Origin of the sequence: Streptomyces sp. NPDC005898 (genome assembly GCF_040629635.1) — a bacterium.
In the GTDB taxonomy this organism is placed as follows: domain Bacteria; phylum Actinomycetota; class Actinomycetes; order Streptomycetales; family Streptomycetaceae; genus Streptomyces.
The window spans coordinates 25,250-44,801 of sequence record NZ_JBEXWC010000001.1 but is presented as its reverse complement, the minus strand read 5'-3'; the positions used below and the strand labels follow the sequence as shown (position 1 = coordinate 44,801).

Annotated in this window: 1 protein-coding gene; it reads left to right on the top strand. The window is 75.7% G+C overall.

Annotated elements, in window-relative coordinates; genetic code table 11:
* Positions 1-433: 433 nt before the first annotated feature.
* Positions 434-19,549 carry a non-ribosomal peptide synthase/polyketide synthase gene (locus tag ABZ385_RS00040; protein ID WP_358908750.1) on the top strand — a complete coding sequence of 6,372 codons (19,116 nt, stop codon included), beginning with the start codon at positions 434-436 and terminating at the stop codon, positions 19,547-19,549.
* Positions 19,550-19,552 lie beyond the last annotated feature (3 nt).

Below are 19,552 nucleotides of genomic sequence, written 5' to 3'. Positions count from 1 at the left end.
CGGTGGCGGCGGTTCGGCGTGGCCGGTCCGGATGGGCAGGGCGCCGTCGCTGGACCACGGACACCACCACGGGGACCGAGGAGTCGTCCGTCGGGGCCACACCTCACCGGGCTCGGCGGTTCGGCCACCGGGCCGGGGCACCGACAGGCCCCGTGCGCTCAGGGTGCCGTCGCCGGACGCCCCGGCCCCCACCGGGGCCGGTGAGTCGTCCGTCGGGGCCACGCCAGGGCTCCGTCACCGGCCCATGCCCGTCGGCTGCCGCACCACCTCGCCGCATTCCGTCCGCACCCGCACCAGGTCACCACCCCGTTCCGTCGCACCGCCGCACACACCCGGTGTGTCACGTCCGGTCCAGTGCTCCGCCCACCAGGCGGGGCCGGTCCGTCCGCTCGGCCCGCGCCGCATCGCTCCGCTCCCCAAAAGGACTTCACCCATGACGGACCTGCACGACAAGCCCGCACCGGCGTCCTCCCTGCCGCAGGGCGGCCTCACCGCCGCACCGGGGAACGAGGTGGCTCCGGCGTCTCCGACGCTCGGCGAGCTGTTCACCGCCTGGGTGGCCCGGACGCCGGACGCGCCGGCCCTCACCGACGGGCGGCGGACCTGGAGCTACCGGGAACTGGCGGAGCGGACCGACCGGTTGGCCGCGCACCTGGTGGGCCGGGGAGCGGGCCCCGACCGAGTGGTGGCCCTGGTCCTGCCACGCTCCATGGAGCTGATCGCGGCGGAACTGGCCGTCGCCCGGGCGGGCGCCGCCTTCCTGCCCGTGGACCCCGCCTATCCGGCCGAGCGCCGAGCGCTGATGCTCGCCGACGCCGCGCCCGCGATCACCCTGGACGACCCGCGCGCGGTGGGTGAACTCCTCGAAGTCGAAGGTGCCGAGGGGTACTTGGCCGAGGTCGGCGCCGACGTGGAAGCCGAGCACGCGGCCTACGTCATCTACACCTCCGGTTCCACCGGCACCCCCAAGGGAGTGACGGTGACGCACCGCGGCATCGGCGGCTTCACCGCGGCCGCCACCGAGCGGTACGCGGTGGGCCCCGGCGACAGAGTGCTCCAGTTCTCCTCGCCGAGCTTCGACGCCTCCGTCCTGGAGCTGTTCATCTCCGTCCTGTCCGGTGCCACGCTCGTCGTACCGCCGCACGGGCCCTGGCTCGGCGACGAACTCGCCGGCGTCCTGGACGAGCACCGCATCACCCACGCCCTCATCCCGCCCGCCGCGCTGGCCTCTCTGCCCGACCCCGCGCGCGGCACCGCCCGCCACCTGCGCACGCTGATCGTGGGCGCGGAGGCCTGCCCGGCCGGGCTCGTGGACCGCTGGGCACCCGGCCGCCGGATGATCAACTCCTACGGCCCGACCGAGACCACCATCGTCGCCACCTGGACCGGGCCGCTCACCGCGGGCAGCGGTACGCCGACGATCGGCGGCGCTCTGCCGCACACCCGGGTGCACGTCCTGGACCCCGCGATGCGGCCCGTACCGCCCGGCGTCGACGGCGAGTTGTTCGTGGGCGGTGACGCGGTGGCCCGCGGCTACCTGGGCCGCCCCGGGCTGACGGCGGCGCGGTTCGTCGCCGACCCCTTCGGCGCGCCGGGAGCGCGTCTGTACCGCACCGGTGACCGGGTGCGGTGGACCGCGGAGGGCGAGCTGGAGTTCCTGGGCCGCCTGGACCGGCAGGTGAAGATCCGCGGCTTCCGGATCGAACCGGGCGAGATCGAGGCGGCGTTGCGCCGGGCGGGCGGCGGCGCGATCGGCGAGGCCGTGGTCGTGGTACGCGAGGACGTACCGGGCCATCGGCGCCTGGTCGCCTATGTCACCGCAGCCGACCAGCCTTCGGCCGGCGTCCCCGGGGCGCCCGGCGTCCCCGGTGCCTCTAGCGGCTCCAGCGGTTCCGCTGACCAGCCTTCGCCTGGCGCCCCCGGCGCCCCCGGCGCCCCCGGCGCCTTCAGCGGCTCCGCCGATCAGCCTTCGCCTGGCGGCCCCGGTGTTCCCGGCGCCTCTGGCGGTCCCAGTGGCTCCGCTGACCAGCCTTCGCCCGGTGGCCTCAGCGGCTTGGCTGACCAGCCGTCACCCGGCGCCCCCAGCGACCCCGCCGACGCCGCCGCTGACCCCAGCGTGACCCCGGCCGCCCCGGTCGTTTCCGGTGCCCTCCCCGCTGTCGTCCCCCAGCCGGCCGCGCTGCGTGCCGCCCTCGGGGCCGTGCTGCCGGGGCACATGGTGCCGTCCGCCATCGTGGTGCTGGACCGGATGCCGCTCACCCCGCAGCACAAGATCGACCGGCGGGCCCTGCCCGCGCCCGAGCGCTCGGTGGCGGCCGGGCATGTGCCGCCGCGGTCCGACGAGGAGCGGGCCCTGGCCGGGATCTGGGCGGACGTTCTCGGCGTCGACGGAATCGGGGCCGACGACGACTTCTTCGACCTGGGCGGTGAGTCGATCCTCGCCGCCCGCGTCCTCGCCCGCGTCCGGGACGACCTGGGCGTCCGGCTGACCGTGCGCGACGTGTTCACCGCGCGGACGATCGCCGCGCTCGCGCCCCTGCTCGCCGACCCCTCGGCCGCCGCGCCGCCGGAGCGGATACCGCCGGCCCCCCGCGAAGGCGTACTGCCGCTGTCCAGTGCTCAGCGCCGTCTGTGGTACATGGACGACCTCACCGAGGGCGGCACCGAGTACAACACCGGTGTCTCGCTCAGGCTGCACGGCCCTCTGGACGCGGAGGCGCTGCACCGCTCCCTGCTCCGGCTCGCGGCCCGGCACGACTCCCTGCGCACCACGTTCCCCACGGTCGACGGCCAGGGCGTCCAGTGTGTCGCACCGGAGCCGGACGTACCTTTGCGGACGGCCGATCTCACGGGCGTGCCCGACGCGCACCGCGCCGAGGCCGCCGAGGAACTGCTCACCGAGGAACTCCGCCGCCCGTTCGACCTGGCGGTCGGGCCCCTCACCCGGGCGCTGCTCGTCCGGTTCGCCCCCGAGGAGCACCTGCTGCTCCTGGCCCAGCACCACATCGTCACCGACGGCTGGTCGATCGGCATCCTCACCCGCGAACTCGTCGCCCTCTACCGGGCGGAGACCACCGGCGAGCCGGACGGACTGACGCGACCCGCCCTCCAGTACCCGGACTTCGCGCTCTGGGAGCGCCGGCAGCGGGCCGGTGACGCGGACACCGCCGACCTGGCCTACTGGAAGCGGCACCTGGCGGGCCTCCAGCACCTGGAGCTGCCCACGGACCGGCCGCGCCCCGCCGTGCGCACCAGTGTCGGCGCGAGTCACCGGCACGTGCTGCCCGCGGAGTTGACGTCCCGGCTGCGGCAACTGGCCGCGGGCCGCGGCACCACGGCGTTCACCCTGTTCGCGGGCGCCGCCGCGCTGCTGTTCGCCCGCTACTCGGGACAGCGGGACATCGCGTTCGGCACCGTCACCAACGGGCGCGGCCGCCGGGACCTGGAGGACGTGCCGGGCTTCTTCGCCAACACCGTGGTGCTCCGCGGCGAGGTGGACGAACGGGCGACCGTGGACCGGTTCGTGGAGACGATGCGTACGACGGTGCTGGACGCCTTCGCCCACGACGGGGCCCCGTTCGACCGGGTGGTGGAGGAGCTGGCCCCGCGCCGCGACCCGAGCCGCACCCCGCTGGTGCAGGTGCTCGTCGTGCAGCAGACCGCCTCACCCGCGCTGCCGCCCGCCGGCGGGCTGCGCGTCACCGAGCACCCGCTGCCCCGCCCCGCCGCCCGCTTCGACCTGGTCCTGGAGTTCACGGCGGACGCCGACGCGGACGGCGACTGCGTGCTGACCGTGGAGTTCAACAAGGACCTGTTCGACGCGGCGACCGTGACCCGGATGACCACCCACCTGCATCGGCTCCTGGAGGGCATGGCGCAGGGCCCGGGCCGCACGCTGGCCGAACTGCCCATGCTCGCGGCCGATGAGCTGCGTACGCTGGTGGACGACTGGAACCCGCCCGCCCACGCGGTGCGGGACAACGGCTGCGGCACGCTGCCCGCCCTGCTGTACGCCCAGGCGGCGAGGACCCCGGACCGTACCGCCGTCGTCTGCGGCGAGGTCCGGCTGGACTACGCCGAAGCGGCCCGGCGCGCCTCCCGGCTGGCCCGGCTGCTCGTCGCGCGCGGCGCCGGGCCCGAGACCCTGGTCGCCCTGTGCCTGCCGCGCACCGCCGACCTCGTGCCGGTCCTGTGGGCGGTGCTCGCCTCGGGCGCCGGCTACCTCCCGGTCGACCCGGCCTACCCCGCCGACCGGGTCCGGTTCATGCTGGAGGACGCCCGGCCCGGCCTCGTCCTCGCCACCCGCGAGACCGCCTCCGCGCTGCCCCCGGAGTGCGTACCGCTGCTCCTGGAGGACTGCGCCGCGCCGGACGCGCCCGACACCGCGCTGACCGACGCCGACCGGCTCCGGCCGCTGCTGCCCGACCATCCCGCGTACGTCATCTACACCTCGGGTTCCACCGGCCGCCCCAAGGGTGTCGTGGTCGGACACCGCGGTGCCGCCGCGCTGGCCGCGTGGGCGGGGGAGCGGTTCGGGCCCGAGGGCCTGGCCCATGTGATCGCCTCCACCTCCCTCAACTTCGACGTCTCGGTGTTCGAACTGATCTGCCCCCTGACGGCCGGCGGCACCGTCGAGGTGGTCGCCGACCTGACCGCCCTCGCCGACGGCACCGGACCCCGACGCGCCACGCTGCTCAGCGGTGTGCCGTCCGTCGTCTCCCGGCTCGTCGCGGGCGGCACGGCGCCCCTGACCGCCGGCACCGTCGTCCTCGCGGGCGAGGCGCTGCCCGCGCAGACCACGCAGGACCTGCGGGCCGCCATGCCCGGCTGCCGGATCGCCAACGTCTACGGGCCCACCGAGGCCACCGTGTACGCCACCGCCTGGTTCGCCGGTGACCGGCTGCCCGAACAGGCCCCGCCCATCGGCCACCCGGTGGCGCTCACCCGCGCCTACGTCCTGGACACCGCCCTGCGGCCGCAGCCCATCGGCGTCCCCGGCGAGCTGTACCTGGGGGGCGGCGGCCTGGCCCGCGGCTACCTGAACCGGCCCGGACTGACCGCCGCCCGGTTCGTCGCCGACCCGTTCGGCGCGCCGGGCGAGCGCATGTACCGCACCGGTGACCTGGTGCGCCGGCGCGCCGACGGCGGACTCGAATACCTGGGCCGCACGGACCAGCAGGTCAAGGTGCGCGGCTTCCGCATCGAACTGGGCGAGGTGGAGGAGGCGCTGCGCGGCTGCGCCGGCGTGGCCGAGGCGGCCGCCGTCGCCGCCACCGACGCCGACGGCAACCGGCGCCTGGTCGGCTACGTCGTACCGGCCGCCGGACAGCGCACCGAGCCCGAGGCGGTGCGCCGGGACCTCGGCCGTACGCTGCCCGACTACATGGTCCCCTCGACCGTCCTCGTACTGGACGCCCTGCCGCTCAACCCCAACGGCAAACTCGACCGCGGCCGGCTCCCCAGCCCCGGCCCCGCCGTGCGCGCGGTCCGCCACGTCGCACCCCGCACGCCCACCGAGCACACCCTCGCCCGGATCTGGGCGGAGGTGCTGCGGGAGGAACGCGTCGGCGTCGACGACAACTTCTTCGAACTCGGCGGCGACTCCATCCTCAGCATCCAGGTGGTGGCCCGCGCCCGGCAGGAGGGCCTGCCGCTCACCTCCCGGGACCTCTACCAACGCCAGACCGTGGCCGCCCTCGCGCACTGCGCGGACGCGGCGGCCGGCCCGCGCGAGGCCGCGCCCGTACCGCAGGCACCCACCGGCACGGCCCCCCTGACCCCCATCCAGCAGTGGCTGTTCGACGCCGTCGGCGAACGCGCCGGGCACTTCTCCCAGGCGCTGTCCCTGCGGATGCCCGCCGACCTGGACGCGGCGGCGCTGGAGGACGCGCTGAACGACCTGGTCGCCCACCACGACGCCCTGCGCTCCCGCTTCACTCCCGGCGAGCCGGCCGGCTGGCACATCGAGGAGCGGGCGCCGCGCCTCCTGCTGGCCCGCCACACCGGTCCGCAGACGGACACCCCGCACCTCGGCCCGTTCGACCTCGCCCGGCCACCGCTGCTGCGTGCCGTCCTGCACGACACCGGCGCCGGCGCGCCCCGCGTCCTGCACCTCGCCGTGCACCACCTGGTGGTCGACGGGGTCTCCTGGCGGCTGCTCCTGGAAGACCTGGACCGCGCCTACCGGGCCCGCCGCGCGGGCCGGGACGGCGCCGCGGCGCTGCCCGCGAAGTCCTCGCCGCTGCGGCAGTGGGCCCGCAGGCTGAACGCCCACGCCAAGGCCGGCGGCTTCGACGACGAGCGCGCGTACTGGGCCGAGGCGGTCCCGGCCACCGGGCCCGCTCTGCCCGCCGAACTGACGGGCGGCCCCGGCACCTACGCCGAACAAAGGTCGCTCACCGTGCGGTTGGACGCCGAGGCGACCTCGGCCCTGCTGCGCACCCTGCCCGACACCTACCGCACCCGGGCCAACGACGTCCTGCTCGGCGCGCTCGGCCGGGCCCTGTGCGGCTGGAGCGGCCAGGGGCGCGTCGTGGTCGACGTGGAGGGGCACGGCCGCGAGGAACTCTTCGACGAGCTGGACATCGGCCGCACGGTCGGCTGGTTCACCACCCGGCACCCCGTCGCCCTCGCCGTCCCCGAGGACGCCGACTGGGACACCGTGCTCAAACAGGTCAAGGAGCAGCTGCGCGCCGTACCTCGCAACGGCCTCGGCCACGACGTCCTGCTCCGCCAGGCCGGCCCCGGGGCGCCGCCGCGCGCCGACGCGCGGATCAGCTTCAACTACCTGGGCCGCATGGACACGCCGGAGGACCCGGACAGCCTCTACCGGGGCACCGTACGCCCGCTGGAACTGGACGCCGACCCGGCGGCCGAGCGCCCGCACGCCGTTGAGGTCGTCGGTCAACTCGTGGGCGACACGCTGGAGTTCACCTGGTTCTACGCCGACCTCCCGGGCCGCGAGAGCGCGGTCGCCGACCTCGCCGGGCGCTTCGGTGACGCGCTCACCGACCTGGCCCGGCACGCCGCACTGCCGGGCGCCGCGGGCCGCACCCCGTCCGACTTCCCGCTGGCCCGGCTCGACCAGGCCGCCGTGGACCGGATCACCGGCGCGGACCCGGCCGCCGTGGCCGACGTCCTGCCGCTCACGCCCACCCAGGCGGGCATGCTCTTCCACGGCCTGTCCCAGGACGACCGCGGCGTCTACGTCCAGCAGCTGACGTTCGTCCTGGACGGCGTCCCCGACCCGGCGGCCCTCGCCGCGGCCTGGCAGCACGTCACCGACCGCACCGACGTGCTGCGCGGCCGGGTGCTCTGGCAGGACGTCCCCGAACCGCTGCTGGTCGTGGAGCGCCACGCGGCCGTCCCCGTCACCCACGTCGACTGGCGCGACCTGACGGCGGACGAGCGCCGCACCCGCCTGGACGACCTGCTGGTCGAAGACCGCGCCGACGGCATCGACCTCGGGCGGGCCCCGCTCCAGCGCCTCCTGCTCGCCCGCGTCTCCGAGACCGCCGTGCGCGTGGTGTGGTCCTTCCACCACCTGCTGCTCGACGGCTGGAGCATGTTCCAGGTCCTCTCGGACGTCTTCGCCCACCACGCCGGGCCCGACGCCGCCGCCCTCCCGCACCGCCCGCCCTACCGGGAGTACGTGTCCTGGCTGCGGCGGCGCGACCCGGAAGCGGCCGAACGGCACTGGCGGCGCCGCCTGTCCGGCCTGACCGAGGCGACACCGCTGCCCTACGACCGCGAGCCGCAAGAGGCCCACCGCGCCGAGTCCACGCACGCGGTCCACGCCGCACTGCCCGCCGCCGTCACCCGGACGCTGGAAGAGGTGGCCCGCACCTCGGGGCTCACCCTCAACACCGTCGTACAGGGCGCCTGGGCCCTGCTCCTGGCCCGCCAGGCGGGCCGCGACGACGTGGTGTTCGGCACCACCGTGTCCGGCAGGCCGGCCGAACTGCCCGGCGCCGAGGCCATGACCGGCCTGTTCATCACCACCCTGCCCACCCGCGTCACCGTCCCCGGCCACGGCACCCTGCTCGACTGGCTGCGCGCGCTCCAGCACGACCAGAGCGAGGACCGGCGCTTCGAGCACCTGCCGCTCACCCGGATGAAGACGTTCACCGAACTCCCCGAGCGGATCGGTCTGTTCGACAGCATCGTCGTCTTCGAGAACTATCCGGTGGACGACGACCTCGCCGCCGCCCACGGGCTGCGGCTGAGCGGCCTGGAAGGCGTCGAGACCACCAACTACCCGCTCAGCCTGACCGCTTACCCGGGCGACGAGCTGGGCCTGCGCCTCGGCTACGACCCCGAGCTGTTCGACGCCGGAACGGCCGGGCGCATGGCCGAGTACCTCACCGTGCTGCTCACCGGCATGACCACCGGCTCGCCGCTGCCGCCCGCCCGGCTGCCGCTGCTCGGCGCGGACCGCCGCGAACAGGTCCTGCGCACCTGGAACGACACCGCCACCGACCTGCCCGGCAGCACCGTCGCCGACCTCTTCGCCGCCCAGGTGCGCCGCACCCCCGACGCCGTGGCCCTGGAGGCCGGGGACGAGCACCTCACCTACCGCGAACTCGACGCCCGCGCCGCCCGGTCGGCGGCCCGGCTGGCCGCGGCAGGGGTACGTCCGGAACACCCGGTCGGCGTCCTCATGGACCGCTCCGTCGACCTGATCGTCACCCAGCTGGCGCTCGTGCGCACCGGCGGCGTGTACGTGCCGCTGGACGGCCGGGCACCGGCCGAGCGGCTGCGCCGGACCCTGGCCGAGGCCGGGGCCGGCCTGCTGCTCACCGACGCCGCCTGGGAGGCGACGGCCCGCGAGGTGCTGCCGGACGACGCCGTCCTGCGCGCCGACCACACCTCTGGGTCCACCGGTCCGGCCGACCCCACCGGCCCCGCGCCGGACCAGGCCGTGCACCCCGACAACGTCCAGTACCTGATGTTCACCTCGGGCTCCACCGGCACGCCCAAGGGCGTCGCCGTACGCCAGCGGGACGTCGCCGCCCTCGCCCTCGACCGCGCCTTCGCCGGGCACGACCGGGTCCTCGTCCACTCGCCGCACGCCTTCGACGCCGCCACCTACGAGGTGTGGGTGCCGCTGCTGCGCGGCGGCACCGCCGTCCTCGCCCCGCCCACCGACCTGGACGCCGCCCAGGTCCGCCACGCCGTCACCGAGCGGCGCGTGAGCTGCCTGTGGCTGACCGCCGGCCTGTTCCGCCTGCTCGCCCAGGAGGACCCCGGCTGCCTGCGCGGCGCCCGCGAGGTGTGGACGGGCGGCGAGGCCGTGCCGGGCGCCGTGGTGCGCCGGGTCCTGGACGCCTGCCCCGGCCTGACCGTCGTCGACGGCTACGGCCCCACCGAGACCACCACCTTCGCCACCCGCCGCGTCTTCCGCGCCGGTGACGCGCTGCCCGCCGTGCTGCCCATCGGACGCCCGCTCGACAACACCCGCGTCTACGTCCTGGACAGCGCCCTCGACCCGCAGCCGCCGGGCATCCCCGGCGAGCTGTACATCGCCGGCGCGGGCCTGGCCCGGGGCTACGCGGGGCGGCCCGGCGCGACCGCCGCCCGCTACCTCGCCGACCCCTACGGCCCGCCCGGCACCCGCATGTACCGCACCGGCGACATCGTGCGCTGGAGCGCCGACGGCGAACTGCACTTCGTCGGCCGCGCGGACGACCAGATCAAGATCCGCGGCTTCCGCGTCGAACCCGCCGAGATCGAGGCCCGGCTCACCGCCCACCCGGCCGTCGCCGAGGCCGTCGTCTCCCTGTACCAGGACGGCGGACGCAAGCGCCTCGCCGCCCACCTCGTGCCGTCCCCCGCCGCCGAACCGCCCGCCGCCGCCGCGCTCCGCGCCCACCTGGCGGCCGGGCTGCCCGACTACATGCTGCCCGCCGCGTTCGTCACCGTGCCCGAGCTGCCCCTGACGGCCAACGGCAAGGTCGACCGGCGGCGGCTGCCCGCACCCGACTGGGCGGCGGGAAGCGAGCAGGCCCACCGCGCCCCGCGCACCGAGGCCGAACGCGTCCTCGCCGGGATCTGGGCCGAGCTGCTCGGTGTGGCACGGGTCGGCGTGGACGACAACTTCTTCATGCTGGGCGGCGACTCCATCCTCAGCATCCAGGTGGTCTCCCGCGCCCGCGCCGCGGGACTCGCCCTCACCCCCCGCGACCTCTTCCGCCACCCCACCATCGGCGAACTGGCCGCCGCCACCGGCGGCGCCGCGTCCGCCGTCGCCGGCACCGAGCCCGTCACCGGAGCGGTGGACCTCCTGCCGATCCAGCACTGGTTCCTCGACCCGCGGCCGGCGCACCCCGCCTTCTTCAACCAGTCCGTCGTCATCGAGCCGGCCGGCACCGTCGACCAGGACGCCCTGCGCACCGCCCTCACCGCGCTGTGGACGCAGCACGACGCGCTGCGCGCCCGGTTCCTCCGCGACGACGAGGGCGCCTGGCGGCAGGAGATCGCCGCCGACGGCCCGGTGCCCGAGCTGCTCCAGGTCCACGACCCGGCGGACGAGGAACGCGCCACCGCGGCGGCGCACACCGGACTGAGCCTCGACCACGGCCCGCTGTTCACCGCCCGGCTGTTCACCGACGGCACCCGGCCCGCCCGGCTGCTGCTCGTCGCCCACCACCTGGTGGTCGACGGCGTCTCCTGGCGGATCCTCCTGGAGGACCTGGAGAGCGCCTACCGGCAGGCCGCCGCCGGCGACCCCGTACGGCTGCCCGCCCGCACCACCTCCGTACGCGAATGGGCCGCCCGGCTGCGCGCCGACGACCGCTTCGCCGCGCGGCTCGGCCACTGGGAGCGCACCGCCCGGGCCTGCGCCGACCCGCTGCCCGTGGACCGCGACGGGACCAACACCACGGCCGACGTCCGCGAGGTCACCGTCCGCCTCGACCGCGCGCACACCGACGGCCTCCTGCGCCGCGTCCCCGGCGTCTACCGCACCCGCGTCGACGACGTGCTGCTCACCGCGCTGGGCCGCGTCCTCGGCGACTGGACCGGACGCGACACCGTCGCCGTCGGCCTGGAGGGACACGGCCGCGAGGACCAGCTGTTCGAGGACATCGACCTGTCCCGCACGGTCGGCTGGTTCACCTCGCTCCACCCCCTCGCCCTGACCGTCCCGGCCGGCTCCTGGGGCACCGCGCTGAAATCGGTCAAGGAGCAGCTGCGCGCCGTACCCGACCGCGGACTCGGCTACGGCGTACTGCGCCACCTGGCCCGCGACGAACGGCTGGCCCGGACGCCCGAACCCGGCATCAGCTTCAACTACCTGGGCCGCTTCGACTGGTCCGCCGACGCCGGCACGCTGGTCGCGGCGGTGCCCGGCGGCCTGGGCGGAGCCGAGGCCCCGGAGACCGAACGCCCGCACCTGCTGGACGTCGTGGCCCGGGTCGAGGACGACCAGCTGGAGATCACCTGGTACTACAGCACCGGACGGCACCACGAGGAGACCGTCACCGCGCTGGCCGACGCCATGCTGCGGGCGCTCGGCGACATCGTCGCGCACTGCGCCCTGCCGGACGCGGGCGGCCGCACCCCCTCCGACTTCCCGCTGGCCCGGCTCGACCAGGCCGCCGTGGACCGGATCGCCGGGGACGGCCGGGGCGTCGCGGACATCTACCCGCTGACGCCGATGCAGGCCGGCATGCTCTTCCACAGCCTGCTCGACGCCGACAGCCGCACGTACGTCAACCAGGTGCAGTTCGTCCTGTCCGGCGTCACCGATCCGCACGCGCTGGCCACCGCGTGGCAGCACACCGCCGACGCCAACCCGGTCCTGCGCACCCACCTGGTCTGGCAGGAGACCGCCGAACCCCTCCAGGTCGTCCGGCACCGGGCCACCGTGCCCGTCACCCACCACGACTGGTCCGGCCTGCCCGCCGAGCACGGCGCACGCGAACTGGACCGCCTGCTCGCCGAGGACCGGGAGGCCGGCGTCGAGCTGGGCACCGCGCCCCTGATGCGGCTGACCCTGATCCGCCTCACGGCCGACCGGGTGCGGCTGGTGTGGACCTTCCACCACGTCCTGCTCGACGGCTGGAGCGCCGCCCAGGTCTTCGAAGAGGTGTGCGAGCGGTATGCCGCCCTGACCGCCGGGCACCAGCTACGGCTGCCCGAGCGGCGGCCCTTCGGCGACTACCTGCGCCGGCTGGCCGAGCAGGACACCGACCGCGCCGAGCACTACTGGCGCACCACCCTCGCGGGCTTCCAGGCACCCACCGAACTGCCCCGCGACCGGCGCCCCGCCGAGGCCCACCGCGCCTCCTCCTGCGCGTCCGTGCGGATGGCCCTCGACGCGGACGTCTCGGCCCGGCTGCGGGAGACCGCCCAGCAGGCCGGACTGACCCTCAACACCGTCGTCCAGGGCGCGTGGGCGCTGCTGCTGTCCCGCTACGGCGGCGGCGAGGACGTGGTGTTCGGCACCACCGTCTCCGGCCGGCCCGCCGACATGCCCGGCGTCACCTCGATGGTCGGCCTGTTCATCAACACCCTGCCCGTCCGGGTCCGCGTCGACGGGCGGCGCGCGCTGCTCGACTGGCTGCGTGAACTGCAGGCCGCCCAGGCGGAGGCCCGGCGCCACGACTTCGTCCCGCTGGCGCAGGTGCAGTCGTGGAGCGACGTACCCGGCGGCACCAGCCTGTTCGACTCCCTCGTGGTCTTCGAGAACTACCCCTTCGACGAGGGCGCCATGGCCCGGCACGGCCTGGCCATGGAGCAGGAACGGGACCTGGAACCGACGAACTACCCGCTCAGCGTGGTCGTCGCGCCCGGCGACAGCCTGGCCGTCAACCTGGACTACGACCCGGCCGCCTTCGACGCCGGCACGGTGCACGCGCTCGGCGAGAGCCTGCGCACCCTGCTGACCGGCATGGCCGACGCACCCGACCGCCGCCTGGGCGACCTGGCCCTCCTCGGCCCCGCCGAGGCCCGCGACCTGGTGACCCGGTTCGGCGGACGGATGGCCGAGGCACCGCACGACACTCTGCCCGAGGCGTTCCGCCGCCAGGCCGAGCGCACCCCCGACGCCCCGGCGGTCCGCTACGGCGACACCTGCCTCGACTACCGCGAACTCGACGCCCGCTCCAACCGGCTGGCCCGGCTGCTCATCGCCGCCGGTGCCGGACCCGAGGGCTTCGTCGCGCTCTGCCTGCCCCGCACCGCCGACCTGATCGTGGCGCTCCTCGCGGTGCTGAAGAGCGGCGCCGGATATCTGCCGGTCGATCCGCAGTACCCCGCCGAGCGCGTCGCGTTCCTCTTCGAGGACGTACGGCCGCACGCCGTGATCACCGCCGCCGAGACCGCCGGCCGGCTGCCCGAGGGGCCGTACACCAGGATCCTCCTGGACTCCCTGGACGAGGAGCCCGGCGCCGACCTGCCCGACACCCCCGTCGGCGACGCCGAACGCCACGCCCCCCTCCTGCCCGCCCACCCGGCCTACGTCATCCACACCTCCGGCTCGACCGGCCGTCCCAAGGGAGTGGTCGTCAGCCACGCCTCCGTGCGCGCCCTGACCGACTGGGCGGCGGCGGAGTTCGCCGGGCACGGCCTGGAGCACGTGGTGGCGTCCACCTCGCTCAACTTCGACGTGTCGGTGTTCGAGATCTTCTCGCCGCTCCTGTCCGGCGGCTGTGTGGAGATCGTCCGCGACCTGCTCGCCCTCGCCGAACGTCCGGGGCCCTGGCGGGCCGGACTGCTCAGCGCGGTGCCCTCGGCCCTCGACCGGCTGCTCGCCGAGGACGCCGTCCACCTCACCGCGGACACCGTCGTCCTCGCGGGGGAGGGGCTGCCGGCCCGGACCGTCGGCCGGGTCCGCGCGGCCGTGGCCGGTGGCCAGGTGCACAACATCTACGGGCCCACCGAGGCCACCGTCTACGCCACCGCCTTCACCTGCGACCCCGCCGACCCCGACCGCGACCCGCCGATCGGCAGGCCGCTCGGCGGCGCCCGCGCGCACGTCCTCGACGAGCGGATGCGGCCGGTGCCCGCGGGCGCGCCCGGCGAGCTGTTCCTCGCCGGAACCGGAGTCGCCCGCGGCTACCTGCGCCGCCCCGGCCTGACCGCCGCCCGCTTCCTGCCCGACCCGTTCGGCCCGCCGGGCAGCCGCATGTACCGCACCGGCGACCTGGTCCGCTGGACGGCCGACGGCGACCTCGTCTACCTCGGACGCGGCGACGACCAGGTCAAGGTGCGCGGCTTCCGCATCGAACTCGGCGAGGTCGAAGCGGCGTTGGCCCGCCACCCGGCGGTGGCGGCGGCAGCGGCCCGCGTCGTCGAACACGCCGGGCACCGCCGCCTGATCGGGTACGTGGTGCCGCACGGGGCAGCGCTGCCTGCCCCGGCCGGGGATGCCGGTGTGACCGGCGGTACGACGGTCCTGCCTCTGTCCGCCGGGGCCGGGGGAGTTGGCCCGGCCGACGACTCGCGGGCCCGGTCGGTTGCCGGTGGTGAGGCGGACGACCGCCCGGTGGGCCAGTCCGTCCTCAGCGGTACCGCGAAGGACGGCCTCGTCGCTCTGCCCGACACCGGGGAACTCCGTGCCTTCCTCGCCCGGAGTCTTCCCGACCATCTGCTGCCCGCCCTCGTGGTCCCGCTGGAACGGCTGCCCCTTGGTGCCACCGGCAAGCTCGACCGGCGAGCGCTGCCCGTGCCCGAGTGGGGGGCGCCGACCGTCGGCACGGGAGGCCGGCCACCGCGTACCGAGGCCGAGCAGATCCTCGCGGGCGTCTGGCGCGAGGTGCTCGGCGTACCCGAAGTCGGCGCGGAAGACAACTACTTCACGCTCGGCGGCGACTCCGTCCTCGGCATACAGATCGTCTCCGCCGCCCGCCGGGCCGGCTACGCCCTGACCCCCCGGCACCTGTTCACCCACCAGACGCTCGCCGAACTCGCCGCCGTGGCCGAGCGGGCGCCCGACACCGCCACGGCCGCCGCCGAACAGGGGCCGGTGACCGGCGACGTCCCGCTCACCCCCGTACAGCACTGGCTCCTGGACACCCTCACGGGCGACCCCGCCCACTTCAGCCAGACCGTCTCCTACGAGCTGGCCACCGACCCCGACGAGGCACTGCTGCGCGCCGCCCTGTCCGCCGTACTGGCACACCACGACGCGCTGCGGATGCGCTACGAACCGCTCGACGACGGAAACCGGCGGCAGTACGGCACCCCGCCCGGCGACCCCCGTGACATCCATCTGGAGGTGCACGACCGGACGGCCCCCGAAGCGGTGGCCGACGCCCTGGGCGCCGGCTTCGACCTGGCCGGCGGACCGCTGCTGCGGGCCGCGCTGTGCCGGCCGGGCGACGGCGGGCGGCCGGTGCTGCTGCTCGCCGCCCACCACCTCGTCGTGGACGCCGTCTCCTGGCGCCTGATCCTGGAGGACCTGGAAGCCGCCTACGAGGCGCTGCGGGACGGTGCACGGCCCGCCCTCGCCCCCAAGAGCACCTCGCTGCGGGCCTGGGCGCGGCGACTCGCCGAGCACACCGAGACGGGCGGTTTCGGCGGCGAACTCGATTACTGGCGCGGTCTCGACGCCGCCACCGCGCTGCCCGCCGACCGCCCCGGCGGCGCCAACACCGTGGCCGACGAGGAGAGCGTGAGCGCCGGCCTCGACGCCGAGGAGACCCGCAGGTTGCTCCAGGACGTGCCGGAGGTGTACCGCACCCGCGTCAACGACGTCCTGCTGTGCGCGCTCGGCCGGGTCCTGGCCCGCTGGAGCGGACAGGACCGGGTGGCGGTGACCCTGGAGGGACACGGCCGCGAGGAGCTGTTCGCGGACATCGACCTCGCCCGGACGGTCGGCTGGTTCACGGCCATGTACCCCGTCGCCCTGGACGTGCCCCGGGACGCGGACACCGGCACCGTCCTGAAGGCCGTCAAGGAGAACCTGCGGGCCGTCCCGCACGGCGGACTCGGCTACGGCGCGCTGCGCCACCTGCACCCCACGGCCGGCCGCGAGCTGCCCGCCCTGCCGCCGGTCTGCTTCAACTACCTGGGCCGCCAGGACCGCACCGGCACACCGGGCGGCCTGCTGCACAAGCCCCACGGCGCCCTGTCCGGCAACATGGACCGCTCGGCACGGCGGCCGTACCTCCTAGATGTACTCGGTCAAGTCAGCGAAGAGCGGCTGGAGTTCACCTGGTCGTACTCCCGCGAGGTGCACGACCGGGAGACCGTCGAGCGGCTGGCCGGCGAGGTGGCCGACGAGCTGCGCGCGATCGTCCGGCACTGCGCCGAGCCCGGCGCCGGCGGCCGCACCCCCGCCGACTTCCCGCTCGCCCCGCTGGACCAGGCGGGCGTCGACCGGCTGGTGGGCGACGGAAGGGACGTGGCGGACGTCTATCCGCTCACACCCACCCAGACCGGCATGGTGATGCACGGCCTGGACGAGGCGGAACACGGCCTGTACGTCGAGCAGATCACCTTCGTGGCGGACGGCGCCCGCGACCCGCGGACCCTGGCCGCCGCCTGGCAGCACGTCGTCGACCGCACCCCCGTCCTGCGCACCTCCGTCGCGCTGCGCGGCGTACCCGTGCCGCTCCAGGTGGTCCACCGGAACGTGACCCTGCCGATCACCGAGCACGACTGGAGCGCGCTCCCGCAGGACCGGCACGACGCGGAGCTGGAGCGGCTGCTCGCCGACGAGCGGGCCCGGGGCATCGCCCTGGACCGTGCCCCGCTGATGCGGCTCGCCCTGGTCAGGGTCGGCCCGGACGCGGTCCGCGTCGTGTGGACCTTCCACCACGTCCTGCTGGACGGCTGGAGCGTCTTCCACGTCCTGTCCGACGTCACGGCCGCGCACGCCGCCCTCACCCGCGGCGAGCGGCCCCACCTGCCCGAACGCCGGCCGTTCGCGGACTACGCCGGCTGGCTCGCCGCCCAGGACACCCGCCAGGCGCAGGAGCACTGGCGCGCCGCCCTGGCCGGCCTGAACGGCCCCACCCCGCTGCCGTACGACCGGCGGCCCGCCCCCAACACCACCGCCCGCTCCGGTACGTGGCTGTCCCAGCGGCTGGACACCGCACGCACCAGCCGGCTCCAGGAGTTCGCCCGCCGGCACCGCCTCACCCTCAACACCGTGGTGCAGGGCGCCTGGGCGCTGCTGCTCGCGCGCTGGAGCGGGGAAGCGGAGGTCTGCTTCGGCACCACCGTCTCCGGACGGCCCGCCGACCTGCCCGGCGCCGACACCATCACCGGCCTGTTCATCACCACCCTGCCCGCCCGCACCGAGGTCGACGGCGACGCCGGCTGCGGCACCTGGCTGCGCGCCTTCCAGGAGGCCCGCGCCGAGGACCGCCGCCACGACCATCTGCCCCTCACCGCCCTGCACGCCCTGGGCGAACTGCCGCCGGGCACCGCCCTGTTCGACAGTCTGGTGGTCTTCGAGAACTACCCCGTCGGCGACGCCACCGCGGGCGCGCAGGGACTCGCCCTGTGGGACCTGGACGCCCGGGAGGCCACCAACTACCCGCTCACCGTGGTCGTCTCGCCCGGCGAGCGACTGACCGTCGAACTCGGCTACGACCCCCGGTACTTCGCGGAGGCCGGCGCGCGATCGCTGGCCGGGCAGCTGCTGCACACCCTGGACGCGCTGGCCGCCTCGGACGGCACCGCCCGCCTGGCCGACATCGACGTCCTGCCGCCCGCCCAGCGCGAGCTGCTGCTGCGCGGCCCCGCCCGGCCCGCGAGCGGCCCCGTGCCCGCCGCCACCCTGCCCGCCCTCGTCGAGGCGGCCGTCGACCGATGGCCGACCGCGACCGCGCTCGACACGCTCGACGCTTCCGGCACAGGCACCGCGGGCGGCGCGCCGCTGAGCTTCGCGGAGGCGGAGGCCCGCGCCAACCGGCTGGCGCACCGGCTCATCGCCCGGGGCACCGGACCCGGCGACCTCGTCGCACTGCTGCTGCCCCGCTCGACGGACATGGTCCTCGCCCAACTGGCGGTGACGAAGGCGGGCGCCGCGTTCCTGCCCGTCGACCCGGCCTACCCGAAGGAGCGGATCGCGCTGATGCTGCGCGACGCCGCCCCCACCCTCACTCTCGACGCCCAGGAGGTCGCCGACCTGCTCGCCGCCACCGCGGACGGCACGGCCGGACACCGGCCCACCGACGCCGACCGGACCCGCCCGCTCGACCTGGACGACCCGGCCTACGTCATCTACACCTCCGGCTCCACCGGTACGCCCAAGGGTGTCGTCGTCACCCACCGCGGGCTCGCCGCGTTCAGCGCCGCGGAGGCGGCCCACTACCACGTCGCCCCGGGGGACCGCGTCCTCGCCTTCGCCACGCCGAGCTTCGACGCCTGCGTGCTGGAGCTGTGCGCGTCCCTGCCGCACGGCGCCGGGCTCGTCGTGCCCCGGCCGGGACCGCTGCTCGGCGCCGAACTCGCCGACGTCCTGCGCGCCGGGCGCATCACGCACACCCTGCTCCCGCCGGCCGCGCTCGCCACGCTGCCGCCCGACACCCCCGGCACGCTGCCGGACCTCAAGACCCTGATCGTCGGCGCCGACGCGTGCGGACCCGACCTCGTCGCCCGCTGGGCGCCGCACCACCGCATGGTCAACTCCTACGGCCCCACCGAGGCCACCGTCGTCGCCACCTGGTCGGCGCCGCTCACGGCGGACGGCGGCGCACCGCCCATCGGCCGCCCGCTGCCCGCCACCGGCGCCTACGTCCTGGACGCCCGGCTGCGCCCGGTCCCCGCCGGCGTCACCGGCGAACTGTGGCTCAGCGGACCGGCCCTGGCCCGCGGCTACCTCGGCCGGCCCGGGCTGACCGCGGCCCGCTTCACCGCCGACCCGTTCGGCCCGCCCGGCACCCGCATGTACCGCACCGGCGACCTGGTGCGCCGCGACAGCGCGGGCGAACTGCACTACCTGGGCCGCACGGACCACCAGCTCAAGCTGCGCGGCCACCGCATCGAGGCGGGCGAGGTCGAGGCGACACTGGTCGCCCACCAGGCCGTGCTGGACGCCGTGGTGACCGTACGCGAGGACGAACCGGGCCTGCCTCGCCTGGTCGCCCACCTGCTCACGGCCCCCGACGCCGAACCGCCCGGCCCGGCGGAACTGCGGGAGCTGGCCGCATGCTCGCTGCCGGAGTACATGGTGCCGACCGCGTTCGTGGTACTCGACCGCTTCCCGCTCACCGAGAACGGCAAGACCGACCGGGCCGCCCTGCCCGCCCCGGCACCGGCCGAGGAGCGGGCACGGCCCGAGTACGTGGCGCCCCGCACCCCCACCGAAGAGGCGGTGGCGGCCATCTGGGAGGAGACCCTCCAGACGGCCGTGGGCGCCGAGGACGACTACTTCTCGCTCGGCGGGGACTCGCTGCGGGCCCTGCTCATCGCCTCCCGCGCCAACGACGCGTTCGCCGTCACGCTCACCCCCCGCGACGTCCTGGTCTCCCGCACCGTCGCCGCCCTGGCGGAGCTGGTGGAGGACCTCGTGCTGAGCGAACTCGAACAGAGCGCCTACGACGAAGACGCCGCGTCCGGCGGCCACGACCACGATCACGATCACGAACGGTGAGGA

Coding starts and splice junctions, on each gene's coding strand:
- ABZ385_RS00040 (WP_358908750.1), top strand. CDS start 434: ATGACGGACCTGCACGACAAGCCCGCACCGGCGTCCTCCCTGCCGCAG.